Origin of the sequence: Streptomyces sp. NBC_00158 (genome assembly GCF_045160885.1) — a bacterium.
In the GTDB taxonomy this organism is placed as follows: Bacteria; Actinomycetota; Actinomycetes; order Streptomycetales; family Streptomycetaceae; genus Streptomyces.
In genome coordinates this window covers 444,142-463,338 of the sequence record NZ_CP108162.1, presented here as the reverse complement: position 1 = coordinate 463,338, position 19,197 = coordinate 444,142, and the positions used below count along the sequence as shown (strand labels likewise).

Sequence of the window (19,197 nt, the reverse complement as noted above, 5' to 3'; positions counted from 1 at the left end):
GCTGCCCGGACCGGCCCGCACACGGCCCTCACCGCGGCGGAGGAATCCGCTGCCCGTACCCTACGGACCGGGCCTCCGCACAGACCCAACCGCGCACCATCCCAAGGAGCCCCGTCCGTGAGCAACGAGCAGGTCATACCACCCATGCCCACCGAACAGCCCGCCCCTACCCCCACACCGCGCCCCGCGTGGCTCGTCCCGGCCGTGACCGCTATGGCCGGGCTGGCGTTCGGTATCGGCTCGACGCTGGCCGTGCAGGCCGTCACCGCCGAGGAGAAGCCGGCCAAGCCGAAGACGTTCACGCTCACCGGCACAGTCGTGATCAAGGGCGAGCGGACGGCAGTCGTGCAGACCGCCAGCGGCAACTGCGGGGGTGTCGGAGGCTACAACGACCTGCGGACCGGCGCCTCGGTGACTGTGTACGGCAAGGCGGGTGCAATCGTGTCGACGGGCAGCCTTGGTGCGAGCAGCCCGGGAAGCATGTCGACGACTGCCGCCCAGCAGACGTGTTCGTTCTCGGTATCCGTCGACGGCGTACCGACCGGCGAGGGGTTCTATCAGGTCGAGGTCAGTCACCGCGGGAAGATCAGCATCAGCGAGGCCGAGGCTGTCGCCGGGGCGTTCGCGGCGTCGATCGGGAACTGAGTCATACGGCTGGCGCCGTCCTGGGTGAACCTGGCGCAGGTCGCCCTCGCCACGCCGTTTCTCCGCCGCCGCCGGCAGCCCGTGTCGGGCGCCCGGCCGCCGCCGGGGCGGCCGGGCCCGCCGACCCGGACCGGACCCGGACGATCGTGGAGTCGACCGCGACGACCCAGTCAAGGTCACCCTCGGCGTCGGCCTGGGCGAGGAGGGCGGTGAAGACCTTCTCCCAGGCGCCGTCGGCCGCCCACATCCGAAGCTGGTTGTGGGCGCCCTTCCACGACCCGAAGTGCTCGGGCAGGTCCATCCACGGTGTCCCGGTGCGGTACTTGAACGCGATCGCGTCGATCACCTGATGGTGATCACGCCACCGCCCACCCCGCTTCGGCGTGCGATCCTGCAGCAGCGGCTCGATCCTCGCCCACTGGGCATCAGCCAACGCACACATCAAGCAACGATCCGATGATCTGAAGGAAACGGCCTAGTGACATGAGTCAGAGGTTTGTCGTTGGTTGGGTGTGACTCGTCCTGGACCGAAGATCCCGCCGTTGTCCGTGAGCGATGCCCAGCGGGCCGTGCTCGAGGGGTGGGTGCGCCGTCGCTCGACCGCGCAGGCCTTGGCGTTACGGTCCCGGATCGTGCTCGAGTCCGCTCAGGGGCATTCGATCGCGGAGGTGTCGCGCCGTCTGGGGATCGCTCCCGAGACGGTGCGGACCTGGCGGCGCCGGTTCCTCGACCGCGGCCTGGAAGGCATGAACGACGAGCCCCGGCCGGGTGTGCCACGGAAGATCACCGATGCGGATGTCGAGCGGGTGATCGTCAAGACCCTCGAGGAGACACCGAGGAACGCGACCCACTGGTCGACGCGGTCGATGGCCGCGGCGACGGGGATGTCGCAGTCGAGTATCTCGCGGATCTGGCGGGCGTTCGCCCTGGCACCGCACCGGTCCCAGACGTTCAAGCTGTCGACGGATCCGTTGTTCACCGACAAGGTCCGCGACGTCGTCGGCCTGTATCTGGATCCGCCCGAGAAGGCTCTGGTCCTCTGCGTGGACGAGAAGTCGCAGATCCAGGCCCTGAACCCGGTCCCAGCCGGTCCTGCCGATGATGCCCGGCGTTCCCGAACGTCGCAGCCACGACTACATCCGCGCCGGCACTACCACCCTCTTCGCCGCCCTCGAAGTCGCAACTGGCAAGGTCATCGGCTCCCTGCACCGACGTCACCGGGCCGCCGAGTTCAAGAAGTTCCTGGCCAAGGTCGACAAGGAGGTACCGGCCGACCTGCAGGTTCACCTGATCCTCGACAACTACGCGACCCACAAGACGCCGGACGTGAAGAAGTGGCTGCTGGCGCATCCGCGGTTCCGCCTGCACTTCACCCCGACCAGTGCTTCGTGGCTGAACCTGGTGGAACGGTGGTTCGCCGAGCTCACCCAGAAGAAGTTAAAGCGCGGCGTCCACCGCTCGGTCCAGGCCCTCGAACGCGACATCCGGGCCTGGCTCGCCGACTGGAACGACGACCCCCGGCCCTTCGTCTGGACGAAGACCGCCGACGAGATCCTCGACAAAGTCGCCGCCTACTGCCAACGAATCTCTGACTCAGGTCACTAGTACCAGCGCTGGTTGTTGCCCCAGTGGCAGTCCCACTGGGTGGCCGGGGCGCCGTTGTCGGTGCGCCAGCCGCCGATTTCCAGGCACTTGCCGCTGTTCACGTTGTACAGGGCCACGGTGTAGTCGCTCGTGGCGCGCAGCTGCCACAGCTGGTTGGCGCCGCCGTGGCAGTCCCACTGGTCGATGGTCGCGCCGTTGGCGGTGGACCAGCCCTTGACCTCGAGGCACTTGCCGCTCTGGCCGTTGTAGATGAGCCTGGCGTTTCCGCGGGGAGCCGCGAGCCATTGCTGGTTGGCGCCGCCGTGGCATTCCCACTGGTTGACTCCGGCACCGTTGGCGGTGGACCAGCCGCTCACTTCCAGGCACAGCCTGCTGTTGAGGTTGAGTACGAGGTCCCACTTGGACAGGTCCACGGCGGCGGCGGGGGAGGCAGGCAGAGCGACCGAGATGAGCACGGCGCCGGCGGCTGCGCCCAGGGCGCGGCGTACCGACTTGATGATGTTCAGGCGCACGAAGCAGTCCCCCCATGTGGCCGGTCACGGCCCACTCTCGACGAAATCGAGGCCGACCATACTTGATCTTGAAGCCGCCGCCCAAGGCATCTCATGCCTCGGTCGTCACCGACCGCCAGGAACGGCCGCCGCCGCCGGCACCGGCGGTCGGTGGCTGTAGCCACGGTCCGTGACCGTCGCTTAGCCTGCCCCGATGGGTACACCAGGGGGACAACAGCACGTAGGCCGCCGCCAGGTCCTGAGGCTGGCGACCGGTGCGGCCGGCGGCTGCGTACTCGGCGCCTCCGCCTGCGACGTCATCGGCGGCACGGCGGAGAAGGCCAAGCCGCCGGCCCGCACACCACTGTGGACCTTCCCCCTGCTGGACGAGGACGGCGGCGTCAAGGGCATCAACGACGCCGTGACGGTGCATCACGACGGTGTGCTCTACGTCAGGTCGAAGAAGGACGGGCTGTACGCGATCGACGCGGCCACCGGGCGCGAGCGCTGGCGCGCACCCTTGGCCGGCGCCCAACCCGGCGCACCGGCCGTGACGTCGCGGGCCGTGTTCGTCGCCACGGACGGCGGCGCCGTGCACGCGCTGCGCACCACGGACGGCGCGCAGATATGGCGTCAGCTCCCGGGAGGCCGCCTGCGCGAACCCAGCGCGGGGAACCTGTGGGCCGGCGGCTCCGTCGTGATGGTCAGCTTCCAGCCGTTCACCTACGACGAGGACCGCAACCCGCCGCCCATCGTCCTGTACGCACTCGACATGGAGAACGGAAACCTGCTGTGGCAGACCGAAGCCTCCGTCCTCGAGGTGCGCGACGGCCTCGCGTACGTCAACCCGCCGGATGCGAGCCTCACCGCGCTCGACCCGCGCACCGGCGCCGTCCGGTGGTCGGCGCCGCCGGAGAAGCCGGGGGGCCGGTGCACCTTGGACGCCTCCGCCGCCGGGCTGCTCTTCGGGCGCAACGGCAACGTCGGCATCGGCTCGAAGCTGGTGGCCTACGACCCGCGCACCGGCGACGTCCGCTGGACCGCACCGGCGGCTCACGCCTCGGTGCCGGTGGCGCACGGCGACGCCGTCTACGTCAGCGCGCCCGGCCGGCGCCGGGGCGACGAACAGCAGCTGCAGGCCTTCGACGCCGCGTCGGGCAGGCGCCGCTGGACCGCGCCCGCCTTCGCGACCACGCTCAACGAAAGCCCCTTCATCGCCGCGGACGGCGAAGGCGCGTACCTGTGCTGGAACGAGGACGTCAGCTTCGACGACGACCGCACGAGGCTGCGTGCGCATGCCGCAGACACCGGGCGACAACGCTGGCGCGGCGAGCGCTGGGAATCCTCCTACGGGGCGGACGCGGCGCCCGGAAACCTCCTGTTCATCTCCTACCTGCGGGACTGGTACTGCCATGACGCCGGCACCGGCGAGGCCCTCTGGCGAGTCGGAGTGGGAGAGGGCACTGCAGGCCTCCCGCCCATCGTCGCCGACGGGCTGCTGTACTTCGTGAACGAGGCGGGCGTACACGCGGTCCGCCCCTGACGGCCGCCAGGGGGGCGGGGCGCTGCGTGACCAGGTCAGCTGGTGAGCGTCACACAGGGCAGTCCGACGCTCGAACCGCCCCGGAAGCCTTCCGCGCACAGTCGGGTGCCCGCGGGGAAATGGCGCTGGGGATACACCTGGTCCCGGTAGGTGCGGAACTTGGCGACGTCCTCGGCCTTGGCGTTGGCGCTCCAGCCGTTGGTGGTCCACACGCGTGCGGAGATCCGGTTCGGCTGATTGGTGTTGGTGACCGACACCTCCACCCTGCCCAAGTAGGTCCCGGTGTCGTAGGTCTCGATACAGACGGAGTGGTTGCACCACTTGCCGTCGGCCACTGCGGACGGTCCGGCCGTGAAGACGCCGCCGAAGGCCGCAGCGACCGTGGCAACGCCCGTGACGATCTTTCGAAAGGTGGTCATGACCGCCATAACGACCAGGTCGAGCCCTCGTAACCGCCCACCCGGCCACGTGAAGCATGGCCCCGGCCGTCGGGCCCCGTTCTGCATTGACGGGTGCGCCGAGGCGCGGGAACCCTCGAACGACTCGGCGGCGATCCCGACAGCAACCCCACCCTGACCGCCAACTGGAAACCCGTCCCCAGGAATTACAGCCAACACATCTGGCTGAAGAACCCCGACGACGCAGAAGCCACCGAGCCCCTCCTCCCCTGACACCTCACCACGCCACCACAGCGGGCCGGAACAGACACCCGCCGGTCCGGGCGGGGCCCCGGGGGCCCCGGTACGGGACGACGGGCAACTGGCCACGGACACCGGTGCGCTGCTCCGGCCGGCTCACAGAGCGTCCCCCACCAGAGCGCCCGCTCCCCCTCCGCCCACACCCCGACAACCTGCTGCCGCAGGCGGCCCGTCACCGGCTCCGGCCGCAAGACCGGGCGGGGGCCGGCTGCTGCCGGTGCGCGGGCACCGCAGGCTCTGCGGGCGCGGCCTGGCCGGGCGCAGCGCCGATGGGCATCGACCGGGTGAGGACGCCTAGTGTGAGCAGAGCGAGCGCCGGCAGCACGGCGACGATGATTCCCATCGGTAAAGCGTCGGTGGCGCCACCCGCGCCGGCCAGCGGAGCAAGTGCCCCGCCGAACATGAACTGGCTGAAGCCGAGCAGAGCGGCTGCCGACCCGGCGTGTCCGCCGTGGTCGGCCAGGGCCTGGGCCGCGGCGTTCGGCATGACCAGGCCTACGCTGGAGACCAGGACGAGCAGGCCGATCAGGAGCACGGGCAGGGGCGCCCGTGTCAGCACCGCGCCCAGGACCGTGGTGCCACCGGCTGTCGCGCCCAGCAGACCGGCGATCAGCAGCACGCGGGCGCCGGCCCGGGCGACCAGCCGGCCGCTGATCTGGGCGGCCGCAATGAGTCCGGCGGCGTTGACGGCGAACACGGCGCTGTACTGCTGCGGTGACAGGCCGTGGATTTCCTGCAGGACGAACGACGAGCCGGAGATGTAGGCGAACATCGCCGCGAAGACCAGGCCGTTGGCCAGGACGTACCCGGTGAAGACCTGGTCGCTGAGCAGCTGCCCGACGACAGCCGGCAGCGGCTGGCGTGACGCGGAGGACCGGGTCTCCGGCAGTCCTGCGGCGGAGGCCGCCAGCATCACGGCGCCGAGTACGGCCAGGCTCACGAAGATCCCCGGCCAGGCCGTGACGCGCAGTAGCTGGCCGCCGAGGACCGGCGCGAACACCGGCGCCAGGCCGGTGATCAAGGTCAGTGCGGAGAAGAGACGTGCGGTGCGGGTTCCGGAGGTGCGGTCGCGGACCATGGCGTTGGCGATGACGATGACGAACGCCCCTCCGATGCCCTGGACCAGGCGTAGGCCGACGAAGGTCCGGAGGTCGGGCGCCACCGCGCAGAGCGCGCTGGCGATCGGGTAGAGGGCGAGGCCGCCAGCAACGGACGCCGCCGGCCGTAGGTGTCGCTCAGCGGCCCGGCGATCAGCTGCCCGATGGCCAGCCCGGCCAGGCAGGCGGTGATGGTGAGCTGGGTGGCCGCGGCGCTGGCGCGCAGGTCGTCGGCGAGGTCCGGCAGTCCGGGCAGGTAGCCGTCGATGGACAGTGGTCCCAGGGCCACGAGCATGACGATGAATCGGGTTTGCCGGCCGGCGGCGTCGTTGCTCATGGCTCAGTACGCCACGGTGATGCGGCGGCGGATCGCGGTGCCGCTCTCGATCGTGTCGGCCAAGGCGATCGCGTAGTCGGCGTACGAGATGCGGCTGTTGCCGTCGTCGTCGGTGAGCAGGGTGTCCCCGGCGCTGCGGTAGGTCCCGGTCCGCTCGCCCGCTCCGATGACCGCGGCGGGCGACACGTACGTCCAGTCGAGGTCGTGCACGCCGCGGTAGAGGTCGAGCGCTTCGGACTGGGCCTCGGCGTTGGCCTTCCACAGCGCGGGGAAGTCCGGGTCGTCCATGACCCGGGCGCCGGTCGGCGTGCGCAGGCTACCGGCACCGCCGATGGTGACCAGGCGGGTGACGCCGACTCGGCGGAGTCCGTCGATCAGCGCACGGGCGGCACCGACGATCGTGGCGCGGTCGTTCTCCTGGCCGATCCGGGGGCCGACGGCCGACAGTACGGCGTCGTGGGAGGCGGCGAAGCCGGCGACCGCGGCGGCGTCTGTGACATCACCGGTGCTCATGGTCAGGGCCTTGTACTTGAGTCCTTCGACGTGGCCGGCTCGGGTGACCGCGGTGACGGTGTGGCCGCGACGCAGTAGTTCCTCGGTGCTGGGCCGGCCGATGTTGCCGCTGGCACCGAACAGGACGATCTTCATGTGTTGCTCCTTGTTCCTGATGGTCAGAGGACGGGCTGGCCGTCGGCGATGATGGCCGCGGTGATGCCGCGCTCGTCGGCGGCGTGCTGGAAGCGCTGCTCGATGTCGGGTTGTTCGGCCCTGAACCCGGTCCCAGCCGGTCCTGCCGATGATGCCCGGCGTTCCCGAACGCCGCAGCCACACCGCGTCCGGGCCGGCACCACGACCCTGTTCGCCGCCCTCGAAGTCGCCACCGGCAAGGTCATCGGATCGCTCCACCGCCGCCACCGGGCAGCGGAGTTCAAGAAGTCCTCGCCAAGGTGGACAAGGCAGTCCCTGCCGACCTTGAGGTGCACCTGATCCTGGACAAAGTCGCGGCCTACTGCCACCGAATCTCTGACTCAGGTCACCAGGACTTGTCCGGCCGATCATGGCTGTAGGCAGTCGGGCATGATGCCCGGGTGAGCATCATCGTGAAGTTCTTCGTGGCGCCGGACGACACGTCAGCGAATCTGGCCCTCCAGTCCGGGCCGGGACAGGCATTCGAGTCGCTCTCCTTCGGCAACTTCGATCCCGAAGAAGCCGTGGTCCAGTGGGAGTGCCTCCTGGCCGGCGGCAGCTTCGAGGAACTCGTCGAAGCCGGTGAGCCTCGCATCATCGCTGGCCAAGACAACGACGGGTGCGTCGTCTTCGCGTTCTCGCCTCGCCTGACCACTGCACTCGCAGACGCGGGACGCTCCAGGTTGCGTGACGTCGCTGCCTCGTGGGCTCAGCTGCGTGCGGAGGACGGCGAAGTCATCGACACCGAGACCGCAGACAGGATGGTGGGCGATCTGGCTGGCCTCGTCACTAGCGCCCGGCGCCAGAACCAGAGCGTCTACTGCTGGGTCGCGTAGGAGCTCAGGTCCGGAGCCAGATGGCGACGGCCGCCGCGGTGGCGGTGCCGAGGAAGACGTAGCCGCGTTTGTCGTAACGAGTGGCGACCGCCCGGGACTGCTTCAGACGGTTGATCGCCCGCTCGACGGTGTTGCGCTTCTTGTAACGGTCCTCATCGAAGCCGGGTGGCCGTCCGCCACGTGCGCCTTTGCCCAGGCGGGCGGCCTGGCTGTCGGTCTTCTCCGGGATGGTGTAGCGGATTCCCCGCCGTCGCAGGTACTCGCGGATCGGACCGTTGCTGTAACCCTTGTCGGCCGCAAGGCTGTCGGGCTTCTTGCGTGGCCGTCCCAGGCCCGGTCTGGGCACTCGGATCTTCTCCAGGACCGGCTTGAACTGGGTGCAGTCTGCCCGCTGACCTGGAGTGACGACCCAATGACAGTGGGCGGCACCGGCCGTCTGCACTCAGGTGGACCTTGCTGGTGAACCCGCCGCGCGAGCGGCCCAAGCCCTCACCTCCAGCACCACCTCCACCAGGCGGGCGACGAGACTCTGCCACGGCGCCTCGGCCTGGTGTTCCATCCCTGCGGCCCCCTTTGGCCCCGGCACCGGAGGCGGATCGGTGCGGGCGCCGGCCGCATGCTGATGCGCGCGGACGATCGTGGAGTCGACCGAGATGTCCCAGTCGATCTCGCCGACAGCGTCGGCCGCGGCCTGAACCTGCTGGAGCAGACGTTCCCAGGTGCCGTCGGCCGACCACAGGCGGTGGCGTTCGTAGACGGTCTTCCACGGTCCGAACCGTTCGGGCAGATCACGCCACCGCACCCCGGTCCGCACCCGATGCAGAATCCCGTCGATCACCTGCCGATGATCCCGCCACCTGCCACAACGCCCGTTGCTGACCGGCAGGAACGGCCGAAGCCGTTCCCACTCGGCATCACTCAGATCACCCCGCCCCACGCCCACAGGAACGACTCGGGCACGAAGTAGTCACATGATCGGCCGGACAGGTCCTAGTCGGAGTAGCCCTTCTGCCCCTCCGCTGGGGTGTATCCGGTGGCTGAGCCGTGGTACGTGGACGTGACCTGGTTCTGGCGGGAGGGGTCCCTGGGGACACCGGTGATGATGAAGGAGGAGACTGCGTTGTCGAACCCGTCGGTCAGGTTGTACCGATCCCCTCCGACTCCGTCGCGCCGAGGGGCAATGGTCGTCTTGTCGCCGGAGAATCCCGCACCCGTGAAGAGAGTGATGCCCCACCCCTTGGCGATGGACAGGCTGGAGATCGCATCGTTGCCGATCTGCCTCGCGATGTCGGCCATGTCGTGCCGGCCGCCGCCGAACCCCGCGTGCTTGCCCCGGCAGTTTCGGTCGGTGAAGACGTACACCCCGCTGGTGGGGCTGAGGATGTCCTCTGCGAAGGGCTTCGGGAACTGCATGGTCGATGCCTGGACCGCCCAGACGAGAGTCTTGAAGTCGAAGAGGTCGTCGTTGTGGTTCGCTCTTTCCGCCAGACCGACCATGCCCTCCTGCAGGATTCCCTTCTTCTCGAAGAGTGCCTGCACGAGTTGGACAAGGTCCACGTCGCCGAGGGACTCATCGGCGAGGAGTGCGGCGATGAGCTCGTCGGCGAGAGCCTTGTCGCCCATGAGCCGGTCCGCGAAGGCCTTGTCCTCAAGGGCCTTGTCGACGAAGGTCGTGTCCTTCTTATCCATGAGGCAGAAGCTACTGGCCTGTTCCGCGCGGCTTTCGCTCTGACACCCCGAACACGGTCGAGTTGATGACGCTCTTCGCCCACCTGGGCCGACGACATCCAAGTCGATCTCCTCGCCGCGCCAGACCCAATCCGCTGATCACGGGCCGAGGCCGAGAACTCCGGCGGCCACGCCCGTCCAGCGGACCGGCGCGGCCGTCACGCCGATGGCGCCAACCGAGTACACCGTCGCCGCGGCCGACGCGGTGGTCCCGCTCCCGCCCGGGATCCCGTTCGAGCAGGCGTGCGTCATTCCCGACGCGGTGTCCACCCCGTGGGCGGCGATCACCTCCTGTGCGAACGTACGGCCCGCGGAGGCCGTCGCGGTGTGGGGCGTCGGCGGACTCGGCGCGCACGCCGTCCAGCTGCTCCGCATGGTGGGGGCCTGCCCCGTCATCGCGGTGGACCCGCTGGCCGCCGCCCGCGAGCGGGCCCTCCGGCTCGGCGCCGACACCGCCCTCGATCCGGCCGACCCCGAGTTCGGCACCTTGCTGCGCTCCGCCGCCGGGGCGGGGGGCGTCGCTGCGGCCTTCGACTTCGCAGGAGTCCCGGCCGCGCGGGACCAGGCGCTCTCCGCCCTCTCCGAGCGCGGGCGGGTGGTCCTGGTCGGCCTCACCGACCAGCCCTTCACCATCAAGGACGACCTCTGGTTCTGCCGCTTCCGGCAACAGGTGCTGGGCCACTACGGGTCCAGGCCCGAGGACCTCGTCGACCTGGTCCGCCTGGTGGGCATGCGCCGCCTGGACCTCTCCGCCTCGATCAGCGGGATCTACCCCCTGGCCGAGGCCGCGCGGGCCGTGGACGCCCTGGAACGCAAGGAGGGCGACCCGATCCGGCTGCTCCTCGAACCATGACGGACCGGGGCATGTGCCGTCGTCGGCCGACGCCGCCCAACGGCACCACCCGGCCTGGCACTGCGCGGAGTCGACACCCGGCCCCCGCCCCCCTCGGAAGCCGGGGCCGTGGCCCGCCACGTCGCCGGCCACCGGGCGGACTCCGGCGGCGGACCGCTCGCCCTCGCGGGCGACAGCGCTTCAGCAGCCGGCGTCGCCTCGGGTGGGTCAGGGGTGCTGACCGCCTCCGGCAGCAGCTCGGTCGCCGTGGGCGGGGCGCGGGGCGGGGAGGGCGTCGGCCGGCCAGAGGCTGTCGGGGAAGGCGGCGTCGTCGGAGTCGGTGTCGGGCATGAGGGTGGCCAGCAGGTGCCGGGCGGTCTTCGCGTGGTCGGCGGCGCGGGGCAGCATGACGCCTTCGTAGGCGTCGAGGGCCTGGTCGATGGTGGGGTGGTCGATGACGGCCCGGGCGAGTTCGGCGCCGTCGAGCAGGGCGAGGTTGGCGCCGACGCCGACGGGTGGCATGAGGTGGGCGGCGTCGCCGAGCAGGGTGATGCCGGGGACGCGCTGCCAGGTGTGGTCCGCGGGGAGGACGAACACGGGCCGGTCGGTGAAACCGCCCTCGTTGTCGCGCAGGATGTCCAGCAGGCTCTCGTGCCAGCCCTGGTAGTGGTCGAGCAGGCGTGCGCGTACTGCCCGGGTGTCCGCGAGGTCGAGGCCGGCGTGCCAGTCCTGGGGGCCGCGGAAGTTGGCGTAGGCGCGGACGTGTCCGTTGCTGTTGCGCTGCAGCACCAGGCTGCGGCGGCCCGCCTTGGCCGACATGGTGCCTCGGCCCACCAGGCGGGCGATGCCGGGATGACGGTGGTCGACGTCGTCGAAGTGGGCTTCCACCAACGTGACGCCGGAGTAGGCGGGTTGGGCGTCGGAGAGCGCCGGGCGCACCCGGGACCAGGCGCCATCGGCGCCGATGACCAGGTCGAAGTCTTCGCCGCCCGGGCGGTCGTGGTGGTGCGGGCGGGCGGTACCGCCGGGCTGTGGGGTGACGGCCCGTACGGAGTGGCCCCAGCGGACGGTACCGGGGGCGAGGGAGTCCAGCAGGAGCGCGCGCAGCTCGCCGCGGTCGATCTCGGGCCTGCTCAGGTCCCCCTCGCCGGCCCGGTCGTGGCGTATCAGGTTCGCGTGGCGGTCGTACAGGCGCCACTCCTGGCTCTCGGGCCGGGCGAGGGCGAGGAACCGGTCGAAAAGGCCGGCCGCGCGCAGGGCCGCCTGGCCGGTTCCTTCGTGGATGTCGAGGGTGCCGCCCTGCGAGCGGGAGTGGGGGGCGCTCTCGCGCTCGAAGACGGTGACCGGGACGCCGTGCCGTTGCAGGACGCGTGCGCAGAGGAGGCCTCCGAGGCCTGCGCCGACGATCGCGATGCGGGCGGGGGTGGGCATGGGGGTCACGCTCCGTTCGAGGGTTGGGGAGGGTGCTGGGGGTCCGGATGCCGTTCGGCCCCCCGCACTCACAGAAGCACAGTCGCTCCAAAAGTACAATCGCTCCGATTTTCAATCGAGACTCCTTTGCGATCGAATCCCCTCAGGGCGGTAGGGTGGGGACATGACCGGGACGACGGCAGGACGCCGCGAACGCAAGAAGGCCCAGACGAGGCAGGCCTTGACGGATGCCGCGGTGCGGCTGTTCACGGAGCGGGGCTTCGACAACGTCGGCGTGCGCGAGGTGGCGGAGGCGGCCGACGTCTCGCTGAGCACGCTCTTCAAGCACTTCCCCGGCAAGGAGGCCCTCGTCTTCGACCTCGACGCGGACATGGAGAGCGACCTGGTCGCCGCCGTTCGCGACCGGGCCCCGGGGCAGTCCGTGCTGCACGCCCTGCGCGACCACATGGTGCGCACCCGGACCGCCGTGCGGACCGACGACCCCACGTTCGTCCTCGTCGAATCCACCCCGGCGCTGCGGGACTACGCCCGGCGCATGTGGTCGCGCCACGAGAACACGCTGGCCGCCGCCCTCGCCGAGGCCGGCGGGCTCGCCCCGGAGGACCCCGCCGTCACCGGCCTGGCACGCTTCGCCCTGGAAGCACCCGGCATCGCCCGTGCGAGCGAAGACCCGGCCCGGACCGTGCACGACCTGTTCACCCTGCTGGAACACGGCTGGGCCGCCACCCCCCTGGCGGAACGGGAGGACCGCCCCGGCCGGGACGGATGACCGCTACTGGAAGCGGGTGACGAAGCGGCGTTGCCAGGGCGTCTCGACGGCGCGCGGGGCGTAGTGCTCCCGGACGTGGGCGACGGCCTCACGGCCGGGTACCCCGTCGAGCACGGCGAGGCATGCCAGCGCGGTGCCGGTCCGTCCGCGTCCACCACCGCAGGCGATCTCTACGGGTTCGGCTTCGGCGCGCGCCCATGCCTCGCGCAGCGCGTCGGCGGTCGTGGTGGGGTCGGACGGCAGCCAGAAGTCGGGCCAGCGCAGCCAGCGGCTTCCCCAGGCGACCTCCGGTGGCCGACGGCCCAGCAGGTAAAGCGCGAAGTCCGGCTGCGGGCCTCGTGGGAGTGGCCGGCTCAGCCCCCGGCCGCGGACGAGCCGACCGGAGGGAAGCGTCATCACGCCCGGTGTCGCGGGTTCCCATGCGGTAGTCACGGTGCGAGCGTAGCCAGTCGGTTGCGGGTGAGAGCGCCGTTCCCAGGACCGGGCGCAGCGGTCAGGCGGCGCGGCAGAGCGCCGTCGGGCCGGCGGGTACCGTGGCGCGCCCAACGGTCGCGGACACGGGGCGGTCGGCGCGGACGGGCACCGGCGCCGCGCGCAGACGGTGGCGCGCGAAGACCACGAGGCGCAGGACCGCGAACCGTGCGACGCCGGCGACCGCGGAGGCGCTGAGGTAGACGACCTGTTCGAGGAGCGCGCCGGGGGCCGCGGCCAGGTGGTGCAGCATCAGCATCGCCATGCAGGTGACGACGTATGCGGCGGCTGCGGATCCGGCCGACTGCGCGTGCTGGCGCCAGGTCGCGCGGCCGCCCGCACCGAAGGTGAACCGGGCGTGCAGCTCGGTGGCCAGGAGCGTGGAAGCCGCGGTGATGACGGCGTTGGCCAGGGCCCAGGGCATCCAGGAACCGAGGACCACCACGGCGAAGCTGGAGACGAGCCCCACTCCGCCGCCGCAGAGCACGAAGCGGGCGAACGAGGCGAAGGCGCCCGGTATCTCCTGCCGCCGGTTCAGTACTACCGCCTCCATGACCCACCCCTCCGAACATTCGTTTCTGACAAGAGAAACGCTACGTTGCGTTAATCAAGAAAGCAACGCCGAAGGTGCGCACGGCTCGTAAATATGCAGGTAGGAGAGGTTGAATCGTTGCACCGGTTCAGAAGGGAACGCAACAGCAGGAGCGGGAGCGTTGCAACAGGCCGACTTTGAACGCTACGGCTCGGCCGCCGTCGCGCACGGCCGGCCAGCTCTTGCCCGGCTTCGGCTACGGCTTCGGAGGCGGTGCCGTCGTCCTGCCCGGCTCCGGAGCGCGAGCGGCGCGGCTGGCCCGGGAGATGCACGACGTGCTCTCCCACCAGGTCAGCCTGATCGCGGTACAGGGCGGCAGCCCGCAGGTCGGTGCGGACGGCGACGACACGCGCCGCCACACCCCGGGACGGCTCGCGGACCTGGTGTCGGACATCGGTCTGGACGAGCGGCTGCCGGGCTCCGGAGACGGACTGGTCGGCCTGTGGGAACGGACCGAGAACCTCGGCGGGACCCTGGTCAGCGGCCCCACTCCCGAGGGCGGGTACCAGGTCGACGCCGTCCTCCCCCACCGCAGGACCTGACGGCGCCATCCCCGGTTCACCTGGCCACCGGAGAACAGCCGGTCGGATGTGCGTGGCAGCCGGTCGGAGGGTGGTCGCGGGGCCGCGGCCCAAGCAGAGTTCTCGGCAGCGGCCGATGCCGCTGCACCAGGATCGGCGTGGCGCCCTGACCGGGCAATGCGCCGCTGCGGGCGCACGAGCCCGCGTCCGCGCCCCCGGTACCTCCGCGGTCGTCCGGCAGCACGTGCGAGGATCACTGGGAGTTCGCCTTGTCCGCTTTCTCAGAGGCCGCACATGAACAGCAAGTTCCTCCCTTTTCGGCGCAAGCGCGGAACCAGGGTCACCTACGAGGTGACCGGCACCGGCTCCTTCGAGGTGGCCTATGCCGTCGGCGACCCTCTGAAAGGAGAGCAAAAGCAGGTCAAGGCCGGCGTCACGCCGTGGAAGCAGGAGGTCGTGATGTCTGGCATCGACGCGATGCCCATGCTCACGATCATCACGTCCAACCCCGAGCATCCCGACGGCTGGCTCCAGTGCACGATCTCCATCGACGGAGAACTCGCAGTGGAAGGGGCGGTGTCCTCGCGGTCGGCCAGCGCGACCTTCACGGCCCTGCCCGGCGCGACGGGTTGACCGCAGCGGGCATCGATCGGATCGGGATGGCCGCCGGCCTCCCCGACGGCGGCTTCCTGCCCGGCCCCCAGCCGCAGGGGCCGGCCCGGCCCACCGGCGGGCTCGCGCAGGAGGCACTGCAGCTGAGGCTCGCCGCGCTGCGCGACGCCGTCGGCGCCGCCGTCTCCCGTAGGTCCTCCACACCTTCCAACTCACCCACTGAGCGCGGCAGCCACAACCGACCCGTCGGGCGGTGCGGGATGCCGATGTGGGCCAGGTCCGCGGCGGCATCCCGCACCAACGTTTCCCGCTCCGCCGGGGAGACCGGGCGGCAGACGACGTCCAGCACCTGGTCCGCCGCGTCCAGGGTGGTGTCGGCCTGCCGTCAAGTCGACCGGTCGGGCACCCAGGTACACGGGGCCAACGGGGGTACGAAGTGAAGCACCGGGTACGGCTGTCGGTGTGCGCGATGGCGGTCAGCGTCGTGACGTCGGCCTGCGGCAGCGGCGACACGGGTGCCAAGCCCATCGGCTGGGGCGGCGGGAAGCCCGGGGCCGTTTCGCAGCCAGGTCCGTACCGGGTGGTCCTGCCGCCCTCCCTGCTCAAGGGAAAGTACAAGGAGACCGAGCACGCCGAGCCCGACCAAGGCCTGGCCCGCGGACTCTCCGACTGGATCGACAGCCCGGTCCCCGTCTTCGCGGCCTACGAGGGACCCGCCAGCACCGACAAGAGGAAGCCGCGGACATGCCGACCGTCACCGGTGTGCAGGGGTCCGTGCTCAGCCCGGTACCGGCGCGCACCCACATGCTGGACGGCCTGGACCGCCGGTGGGAGTTCCCGCAGAAGACCGTCGTCGGCCCGCGCGCCATCACCCCCTCCGGCGGCGAACCCCTGTCGTGCCGTGTGACGGAGCGGGACACCCCGCCGGCCTCCGTCGACCTGGACGCCTTCGCCGCGACCGCGGCCGCGGTCCGCGACGAGGTGAGCAAGCAGATCGCCGCCAAACCCTGACCGACCGTCGCCGGGGATACCGCCGCCGGCTGTTGGGCCGGCTGTCCGGAACGAGGCGGGATCGCGCCTGGTGTTCCGGTGCCGGGGCCATGGAGCAGACTGGCCGGATCGAGCCGGCCTCCGGGCCCGCCACCCGAACTCCCTCGAAACCCTCAAGGTCACCTCGCAGCGTGACCGCCACCGGGGGCCACTCGCCGAGATCGGCGGGAAGGGCGCGTTCACCCGGCGCGCCGACCAGCACCTCCTCGACGGCCGGGTCGAGGCGCCGATCGGCCGCTGCCCGGGTGGACCCGCCTCAGGCCTGCCGGCCGATGACGGTTCGGGCGGCGTGCTGGAGGGCCTCGTCGTCCTCGATGCTCGTGAAGGGGCCGCCGCTGCGGCGGGCCAGGGCGAGTTCCGCGTGGATCCGGGGACGGGCGGGGACGGCGGCGGAGCCCATCCGTTGCAGGCACTCCAGTACGTGGCCGGCGGTCGAGTCGTTCTGCTCCCACGCCTCCAGCAGCACCGGCAGGACGAGCTCCGTCTCGGCCGGGCCGCCGATGGCGTGGATCGCGGCGGCGGCGTGCACCCGGGTCCACTCGTACCCGGCTTCGAGCATCTGCCGCAGGAGGGGCAGGGCCGCGGCCGCCGGTGCTCCGATCCGGGCGAGGACGTCGGCCGCGTCGCGGTGTTTGTGGGTTTCGAGGAGTTCGGTCAGCCTCGGTACGGAGTCCCCGGGGTCGCGTTCGAGGGACCACAGGGCTTCTGCGGCGGCGAAGCGCACCTCGGGGTCCTTGGCGTCGGCCAGCGGGCGGACCGTGTCCAGGGCGGAGGCGGCGTCGGTGCCGAAGCGGGCCAGCGCGCTCACGGCCTCGGCCGCACCGTGCCACTGCTCGTGGCGGACGGAGGCGGTGAGGGCCGCGGTGAGTGCGGGCACGGCGGCCGGGTCGCCGAGCCGGCCGAGGACGGTGACCAGCGCGCGGCGTTCCGACCAGGTCCACTCGCGGGAGAAGTCAGCGTCGGCCAGGCGTTGGGTCAGTCGGGGCAGCAGCTCTCCGGCGGCGTGGGGGAAGTGGCCGGTGACACGGATCGCGCGCCAGGCGTCGGTGTCGGTGTCCAGTGCCGTCAGCAGCCCGGGCAGGGCGCGTTCGTCGCCGAGGCGGGCCAGTGCCGTGACGGCCTGCTGGTGGGCGCGGCGCAGCAGGGGGTGCGGTGTGGCCCACACGGTCGGCCCGTGGGTGGCGCGGTGGGCTTCGACGAGGGCGGCGAGGGCTTCGCGGGCGGGTTCGGCGAGGGCGGCGGGGAGTCGGCCGAGGGTCTCGGCCGCTTCGGCGGCGGTGTACGGGTCCTGGGGCAGCAGGCAGTCGGCGAGCAGCCGGACGAGGCCTGAGTGGTCGCCGCGCCACGTGTCGATCAGGCTCTTGGCCATGGCGATGGCGTCGTAGCGGGTGGCCCGGTCCGGGCTGCGGAGTTGGGCGGTCAGCAGGGCCGTGCGCTCGGGTATCCGCGCGTCCAGGATGCTGTGGAGGGTGGTCAGCAGCTCGGTGGTCGGGGCGTGCCTGCGGCCGTGCCGGTCGAGGTCGGCGAAGGCTGCGGCGATGTGCGGGGGGAGGTCCTGGTCCGGTGCCGGTGCGGCCGGGACGTCCGCGCAGGTGCACGGCCCGCGGTCGGTCGTCCCGGCTTCGGCTCCGGATGCGGCTTCTCCGGCCTCGGTCTCGCTCCGGGGCGCGGGCTCGGGCGTGAGCTGGCGGAGCAGGTCGATCGCCGTCGGGACGAGGCCGGCGCCGATCTCCTCTGGTGCGCAGGCGCTCCGGTGGACGAGGGCGGCGAGCCGGATGTCGGCGGCCGGTGCGGTGTCGGCCTCCAGGGCGGCGAGCCAGTTCGTCACCGGCCCGTACGCGTCCGGCAGCCGCCGGGCCAGTGTCGCGGCCGTCTCGATGACCAGGAGCCGCTCCACGGTGCCGCTCTCGGCCGCCAGCCGCGCGCGCAGCACGGCGAACGCCCGGTCGGCGTCGTCGAGGAACAGCCCCAGGGCCGGGAGGGCGGCCTGCCGCACCCGCGGGTCCGGGTCGGCGGCGTACCGGACGAAGTCCTCGACGCGCTCGCACATCCGGGGAACGACATCCGCGTAGGGCGTCGACTCGTGGCCGGACGGGCTGAAGTAGACCTGGTCGGGGCCGCAGTCCAGTGCCCTGCTGCCGATGCTGAGCAGGAGCTGGATGACGGCCGCGCGGTCGGGTGCCCGGGAATCCCCGGCGAGCGCGAGGAGGAACGGCAGGCTCGCGGCCGTGCACCCGTAGACGTCACCCTGGTGGTGGGCCGCGCCGTAGAAGCCGCTGAAGCCGCGCTCCCGGACCTCGGGGTCGGGCGAGGCCATCTGTTCCAGCCACAGCGGGACTTCTTCGGCCGTGCCGTAGGCGTGGCCCATGGACGACCAGTCGACCCGGTCGGCGCCCTCGAAAATGTCGATCATGGGCCGCACAGTGCCACGGGGCACTGACACTGCCACCGGGACCCGTTACGGAGAGCACCCCTGGAGGCGCCCTCGGCTCGCAGGAGCCGAGCAGGCCCCCACCTCATCGCCACGACCGCGGCGATGTTGGATGGGTGCATGGCCAGACGCAAGAGGGAGAAGAAGAGGCGGCCCGCCTGGGGCGTGCCGAAGGGGATCGTGCTGTTGGCGACGCCGGAGGGGTGGCGCCACAGCGTCCTCACCGTGGAGGGCGGCATGCTCTGCGGGCGGCTGAACGTGCCCGCCGGCACCGACCCGCACGACGCGCGGGCCGCGTCGGCACGGATGGTGACGGAACTCGCGCGCGACTTCCACGGAGCCGACGTCGAGGTGAGCTGGGATGCGCCCCGGGAGCCCTGGTCATGGACCGCTCAGGTCACCCTCGCCGCCGTCTCCGAAGCCGATCCGCCGGGCACCGAAGGCTGAACGGTCAACTCGCCTACCGGTTGGTCCTCCGGCGGGGCGCACCGCGCCCACCCACGCACCCGGTGGGCCAAAGCGCAGGTCCGGTAGCCGTAGTGGTGCGTGCCGCAGCCGCCGGACCGGCGGTGGTCCGGTCATCATCGTCGGGACCCTTTCCCGGGAGGAGCCGCGATGCTCGGAGAGCCGAAGCAGGTGGGAAACGACGCCTCCGGCACCCCCGCGGCGGCATGGTGGCGCGACGAGCTGTGGCTGGCGTACCAGGCGTCCGACGGAACCCTGATGCTGCAGTCGGTGGACGTGCTCGGGGACCCCTCATTTCCGACGACGTTCGCCACGGGGCTGCCCTGCGGCGGTGCGGCCTCGCTCGCGTCGGACGG

At 71.4% G+C, this 19,197-nt stretch carries 17 protein-coding genes and 5 pseudogenes; 11 read left to right on the top strand and 11 right to left on the bottom strand.

Features of this window, described 5'->3' with window-relative positions; translation table 11 throughout:
- Positions 1–117: 117 nt before the first annotated feature.
- Positions 118–645, top strand: a complete 528-nt coding sequence (locus tag OG553_RS37260) for a hypothetical protein (protein WP_331728602.1) — start codon at positions 118–120, stop codon at positions 643–645.
- Position 646: 1 nt separating this feature from the next.
- Here the strand turns inward: OG553_RS37260 and OG553_RS37255 are convergent, their stop codons facing one another.
- On the bottom strand, positions 647–1,078 hold the full coding sequence (locus tag OG553_RS37255; protein WP_331728599.1) for a transposase: 432 nt from the start codon (positions 1,076–1,078) through the stop codon (positions 647–649).
- Positions 1,079–1,157: 79 nt separating this feature from the next.
- Between OG553_RS37255 and OG553_RS37250 the strand changes: the two are divergent.
- A pseudogene (locus OG553_RS37250) lies at positions 1,158–2,250 on the top strand (IS630 family transposase).
- Here the strand turns inward: OG553_RS37250 and OG553_RS37245 are convergent.
- Positions 2,247–2,762, bottom strand: coding sequence for an RICIN domain-containing protein (locus OG553_RS37245; RefSeq protein WP_331728596.1), 516 nt, complete (start codon positions 2,760–2,762; stop codon positions 2,247–2,249). The pseudogene OG553_RS37250 and the gene OG553_RS37245 sit on opposite strands and share 4 nt — an antisense overlap.
- A 193-nt stretch (positions 2,763–2,955) precedes the next feature.
- Between OG553_RS37245 and OG553_RS37240 the strand changes: the two genes are divergently transcribed.
- The gene (locus tag OG553_RS37240) at positions 2,956–4,284 is read left to right on the top strand and encodes a PQQ-binding-like beta-propeller repeat protein (protein ID WP_331728592.1); all 1,329 of its coding nucleotides are present in this window, start codon (positions 2,956–2,958) and stop codon (positions 4,282–4,284) included.
- A gap of 35 nt (positions 4,285–4,319) precedes the next feature.
- On the opposite strand, the gene OG553_RS37235 is transcribed toward OG553_RS37240, so the two are convergent.
- From OG553_RS37235 to OG553_RS37225, 3 genes and pseudogenes are all read right to left on the bottom strand, one after another.
- Positions 4,320–4,703 carry a hypothetical protein gene (locus tag OG553_RS37235; protein ID WP_331728590.1) on the bottom strand — a complete coding sequence of 128 codons (384 nt, stop codon included), beginning with the start codon at positions 4,701–4,703 and terminating at the stop codon, positions 4,320–4,322.
- Between the two features lie 451 nt (positions 4,704–5,154).
- Positions 5,155–6,374 (bottom strand): annotated as a pseudogene (locus OG553_RS37230) (multidrug effflux MFS transporter).
- Positions 6,375–6,419: 45 nt separating this feature from the next.
- Entirely contained in the window at positions 6,420–7,064 is a 645-nt protein-coding gene (locus OG553_RS37225) for an NAD(P)H-binding protein (protein WP_331728587.1), read from the bottom strand.
- Between the two features lie 127 nt (positions 7,065–7,191).
- Between OG553_RS37225 and OG553_RS37220 the strand changes: the two are divergent.
- Positions 7,192–7,426, top strand: a pseudogene (locus tag OG553_RS37220) (IS630 family transposase); the annotation flags it as partial.
- A 78-nt stretch (positions 7,427–7,504) separates the two neighbouring features.
- Positions 7,505–7,939, top strand: coding sequence for a hypothetical protein (locus OG553_RS37215; protein WP_331728584.1), 435 nt, complete (start codon positions 7,505–7,507; stop codon positions 7,937–7,939).
- A 4-nt stretch (positions 7,940–7,943) separates the two neighbouring features.
- Here OG553_RS37215 and OG553_RS37210 read toward each other — a convergent pair.
- Positions 7,944–8,876 (bottom strand): annotated as a pseudogene (locus OG553_RS37210) (IS5 family transposase).
- A gap of 53 nt (positions 8,877–8,929) precedes the next feature.
- Positions 8,930–9,628 (bottom strand): hypothetical protein, encoded by a 699-nt coding sequence (locus OG553_RS37205; protein WP_331728582.1) that lies wholly within the window; start codon positions 9,626–9,628, stop codon positions 8,930–8,932.
- Between the two features lie 217 nt (positions 9,629–9,845).
- Between OG553_RS37205 and OG553_RS37200 the strand changes: the two are divergent.
- A pseudogene (locus tag OG553_RS37200) lies at positions 9,846–10,520 on the top strand (zinc-binding dehydrogenase); the annotation flags it as partial.
- A 207-nt stretch (positions 10,521–10,727) separates the two neighbouring features.
- Here OG553_RS37200 and OG553_RS37195 read toward each other — a convergent pair.
- Complete coding sequence (locus OG553_RS37195; protein WP_331728579.1) at positions 10,728–11,930, bottom strand: NAD(P)/FAD-dependent oxidoreductase; 1,203 nt, start codon at positions 11,928–11,930, stop codon at positions 10,728–10,730.
- Between the two features lie 163 nt (positions 11,931–12,093).
- On the opposite strand from OG553_RS37195, the gene OG553_RS37190 reads away from it, so the two are divergent.
- Positions 12,094–12,699: a helix-turn-helix domain-containing protein gene (locus tag OG553_RS37190; protein WP_331728575.1), complete on the top strand. Its 606-nt coding sequence runs from the start codon at positions 12,094–12,096 to the stop codon at positions 12,697–12,699.
- A gap of 3 nt (positions 12,700–12,702) precedes the next feature.
- Here OG553_RS37190 and OG553_RS37185 read toward each other — a convergent pair whose 3' ends face one another.
- On the bottom strand, positions 12,703–13,131 hold the full coding sequence (locus tag OG553_RS37185) for a protein-tyrosine phosphatase family protein (protein WP_331728572.1): 429 nt from the start codon (positions 13,129–13,131) through the stop codon (positions 12,703–12,705).
- A 61-nt stretch (positions 13,132–13,192) separates the two neighbouring features.
- On the bottom strand, positions 13,193–13,723 hold the full coding sequence (locus OG553_RS37180) for a GtrA family protein (protein WP_331728569.1): 531 nt from the start codon (positions 13,721–13,723) through the stop codon (positions 13,193–13,195).
- 176 nt (positions 13,724–13,899) lie between these two features.
- On the opposite strand from OG553_RS37180, the gene OG553_RS37175 reads away from it, so the two are divergent.
- From OG553_RS37175 to OG553_RS37165, 3 genes are all read left to right on the top strand, one after another.
- Positions 13,900–14,304, top strand: coding sequence for a histidine kinase (locus tag OG553_RS37175; protein WP_331728566.1), 405 nt, complete (start codon positions 13,900–13,902; stop codon positions 14,302–14,304).
- A 273-nt stretch (positions 14,305–14,577) separates the two neighbouring features.
- Positions 14,578–14,916 (top strand): hypothetical protein, encoded by a 339-nt coding sequence (locus OG553_RS37170; RefSeq protein WP_331728563.1) that lies wholly within the window; start codon positions 14,578–14,580, stop codon positions 14,914–14,916.
- Between the two features lie 723 nt (positions 14,917–15,639).
- Entirely contained in the window at positions 15,640–15,906 is a 267-nt protein-coding gene (locus tag OG553_RS37165; RefSeq protein ID WP_331728560.1) for a hypothetical protein, read from the top strand.
- A 295-nt stretch (positions 15,907–16,201) separates the two neighbouring features.
- On the opposite strand, the gene OG553_RS37160 is transcribed toward OG553_RS37165, so the two are convergent.
- The gene (locus OG553_RS37160; protein WP_331728557.1) at positions 16,202–18,358 is read right to left on the bottom strand and encodes a HEAT repeat domain-containing protein; all 2,157 of its coding nucleotides are present in this window, start codon (positions 18,356–18,358) and stop codon (positions 16,202–16,204) included.
- A 138-nt stretch (positions 18,359–18,496) separates the two neighbouring features.
- On the opposite strand from OG553_RS37160, the gene OG553_RS37155 reads away from it, so the two are divergent.
- Positions 18,497–18,823 carry a hypothetical protein gene (locus tag OG553_RS37155; RefSeq protein ID WP_331728554.1) on the top strand — a complete coding sequence of 109 codons (327 nt, stop codon included), beginning with the start codon at positions 18,497–18,499 and terminating at the stop codon, positions 18,821–18,823.
- The last annotated feature ends 374 nt before the right edge of the window (positions 18,824–19,197 follow it).

Excerpts from the sequence above, each read along its gene's own strand:
- OG553_RS37235 (WP_331728590.1), bottom strand. The coding sequence starts at position 4,703 with ATGACCACCTTTCGAAAGATCGTCACGGGCGTTGCCACGGTCGCTGCG.
- OG553_RS37170 (WP_331728563.1), top strand. The coding sequence starts at position 14,578 with ATGAACAGCAAGTTCCTCCCTTTTCGGCGCAAGCGCGGAACCAGGGTC.
- OG553_RS37180 (WP_331728569.1), bottom strand. The coding sequence starts at position 13,723 with ATGGAGGCGGTAGTACTGAACCGGCGGCAGGAGATACCGGGCGCCTTC.
- OG553_RS37190 (WP_331728575.1), top strand. The coding sequence starts at position 12,094 with ATGACCGGGACGACGGCAGGACGCCGCGAACGCAAGAAGGCCCAGACG.
- OG553_RS37205 (WP_331728582.1), bottom strand. The coding sequence starts at position 9,628 with ATGGATAAGAAGGACACGACCTTCGTCGACAAGGCCCTTGAGGACAAG.
- OG553_RS37240 (WP_331728592.1), top strand. The coding sequence starts at position 2,956 with ATGGGTACACCAGGGGGACAACAGCACGTAGGCCGCCGCCAGGTCCTG.
- OG553_RS37160 (WP_331728557.1), bottom strand. The coding sequence starts at position 18,358 with ATGATCGACATTTTCGAGGGCGCCGACCGGGTCGACTGGTCGTCCATG.
- OG553_RS37195 (WP_331728579.1), bottom strand. The coding sequence starts at position 11,930 with ATGCCCACCCCCGCCCGCATCGCGATCGTCGGCGCAGGCCTCGGAGGC.
- OG553_RS37165 (WP_331728560.1), top strand. The coding sequence starts at position 15,640 with ATGCCGACCGTCACCGGTGTGCAGGGGTCCGTGCTCAGCCCGGTACCG.
- OG553_RS37225 (WP_331728587.1), bottom strand. The coding sequence starts at position 7,064 with ATGAAGATCGTCCTGTTCGGTGCCAGCGGCAACATCGGCCGGCCCAGC.
- OG553_RS37155 (WP_331728554.1), top strand. The coding sequence starts at position 18,497 with ATGGCCAGACGCAAGAGGGAGAAGAAGAGGCGGCCCGCCTGGGGCGTG.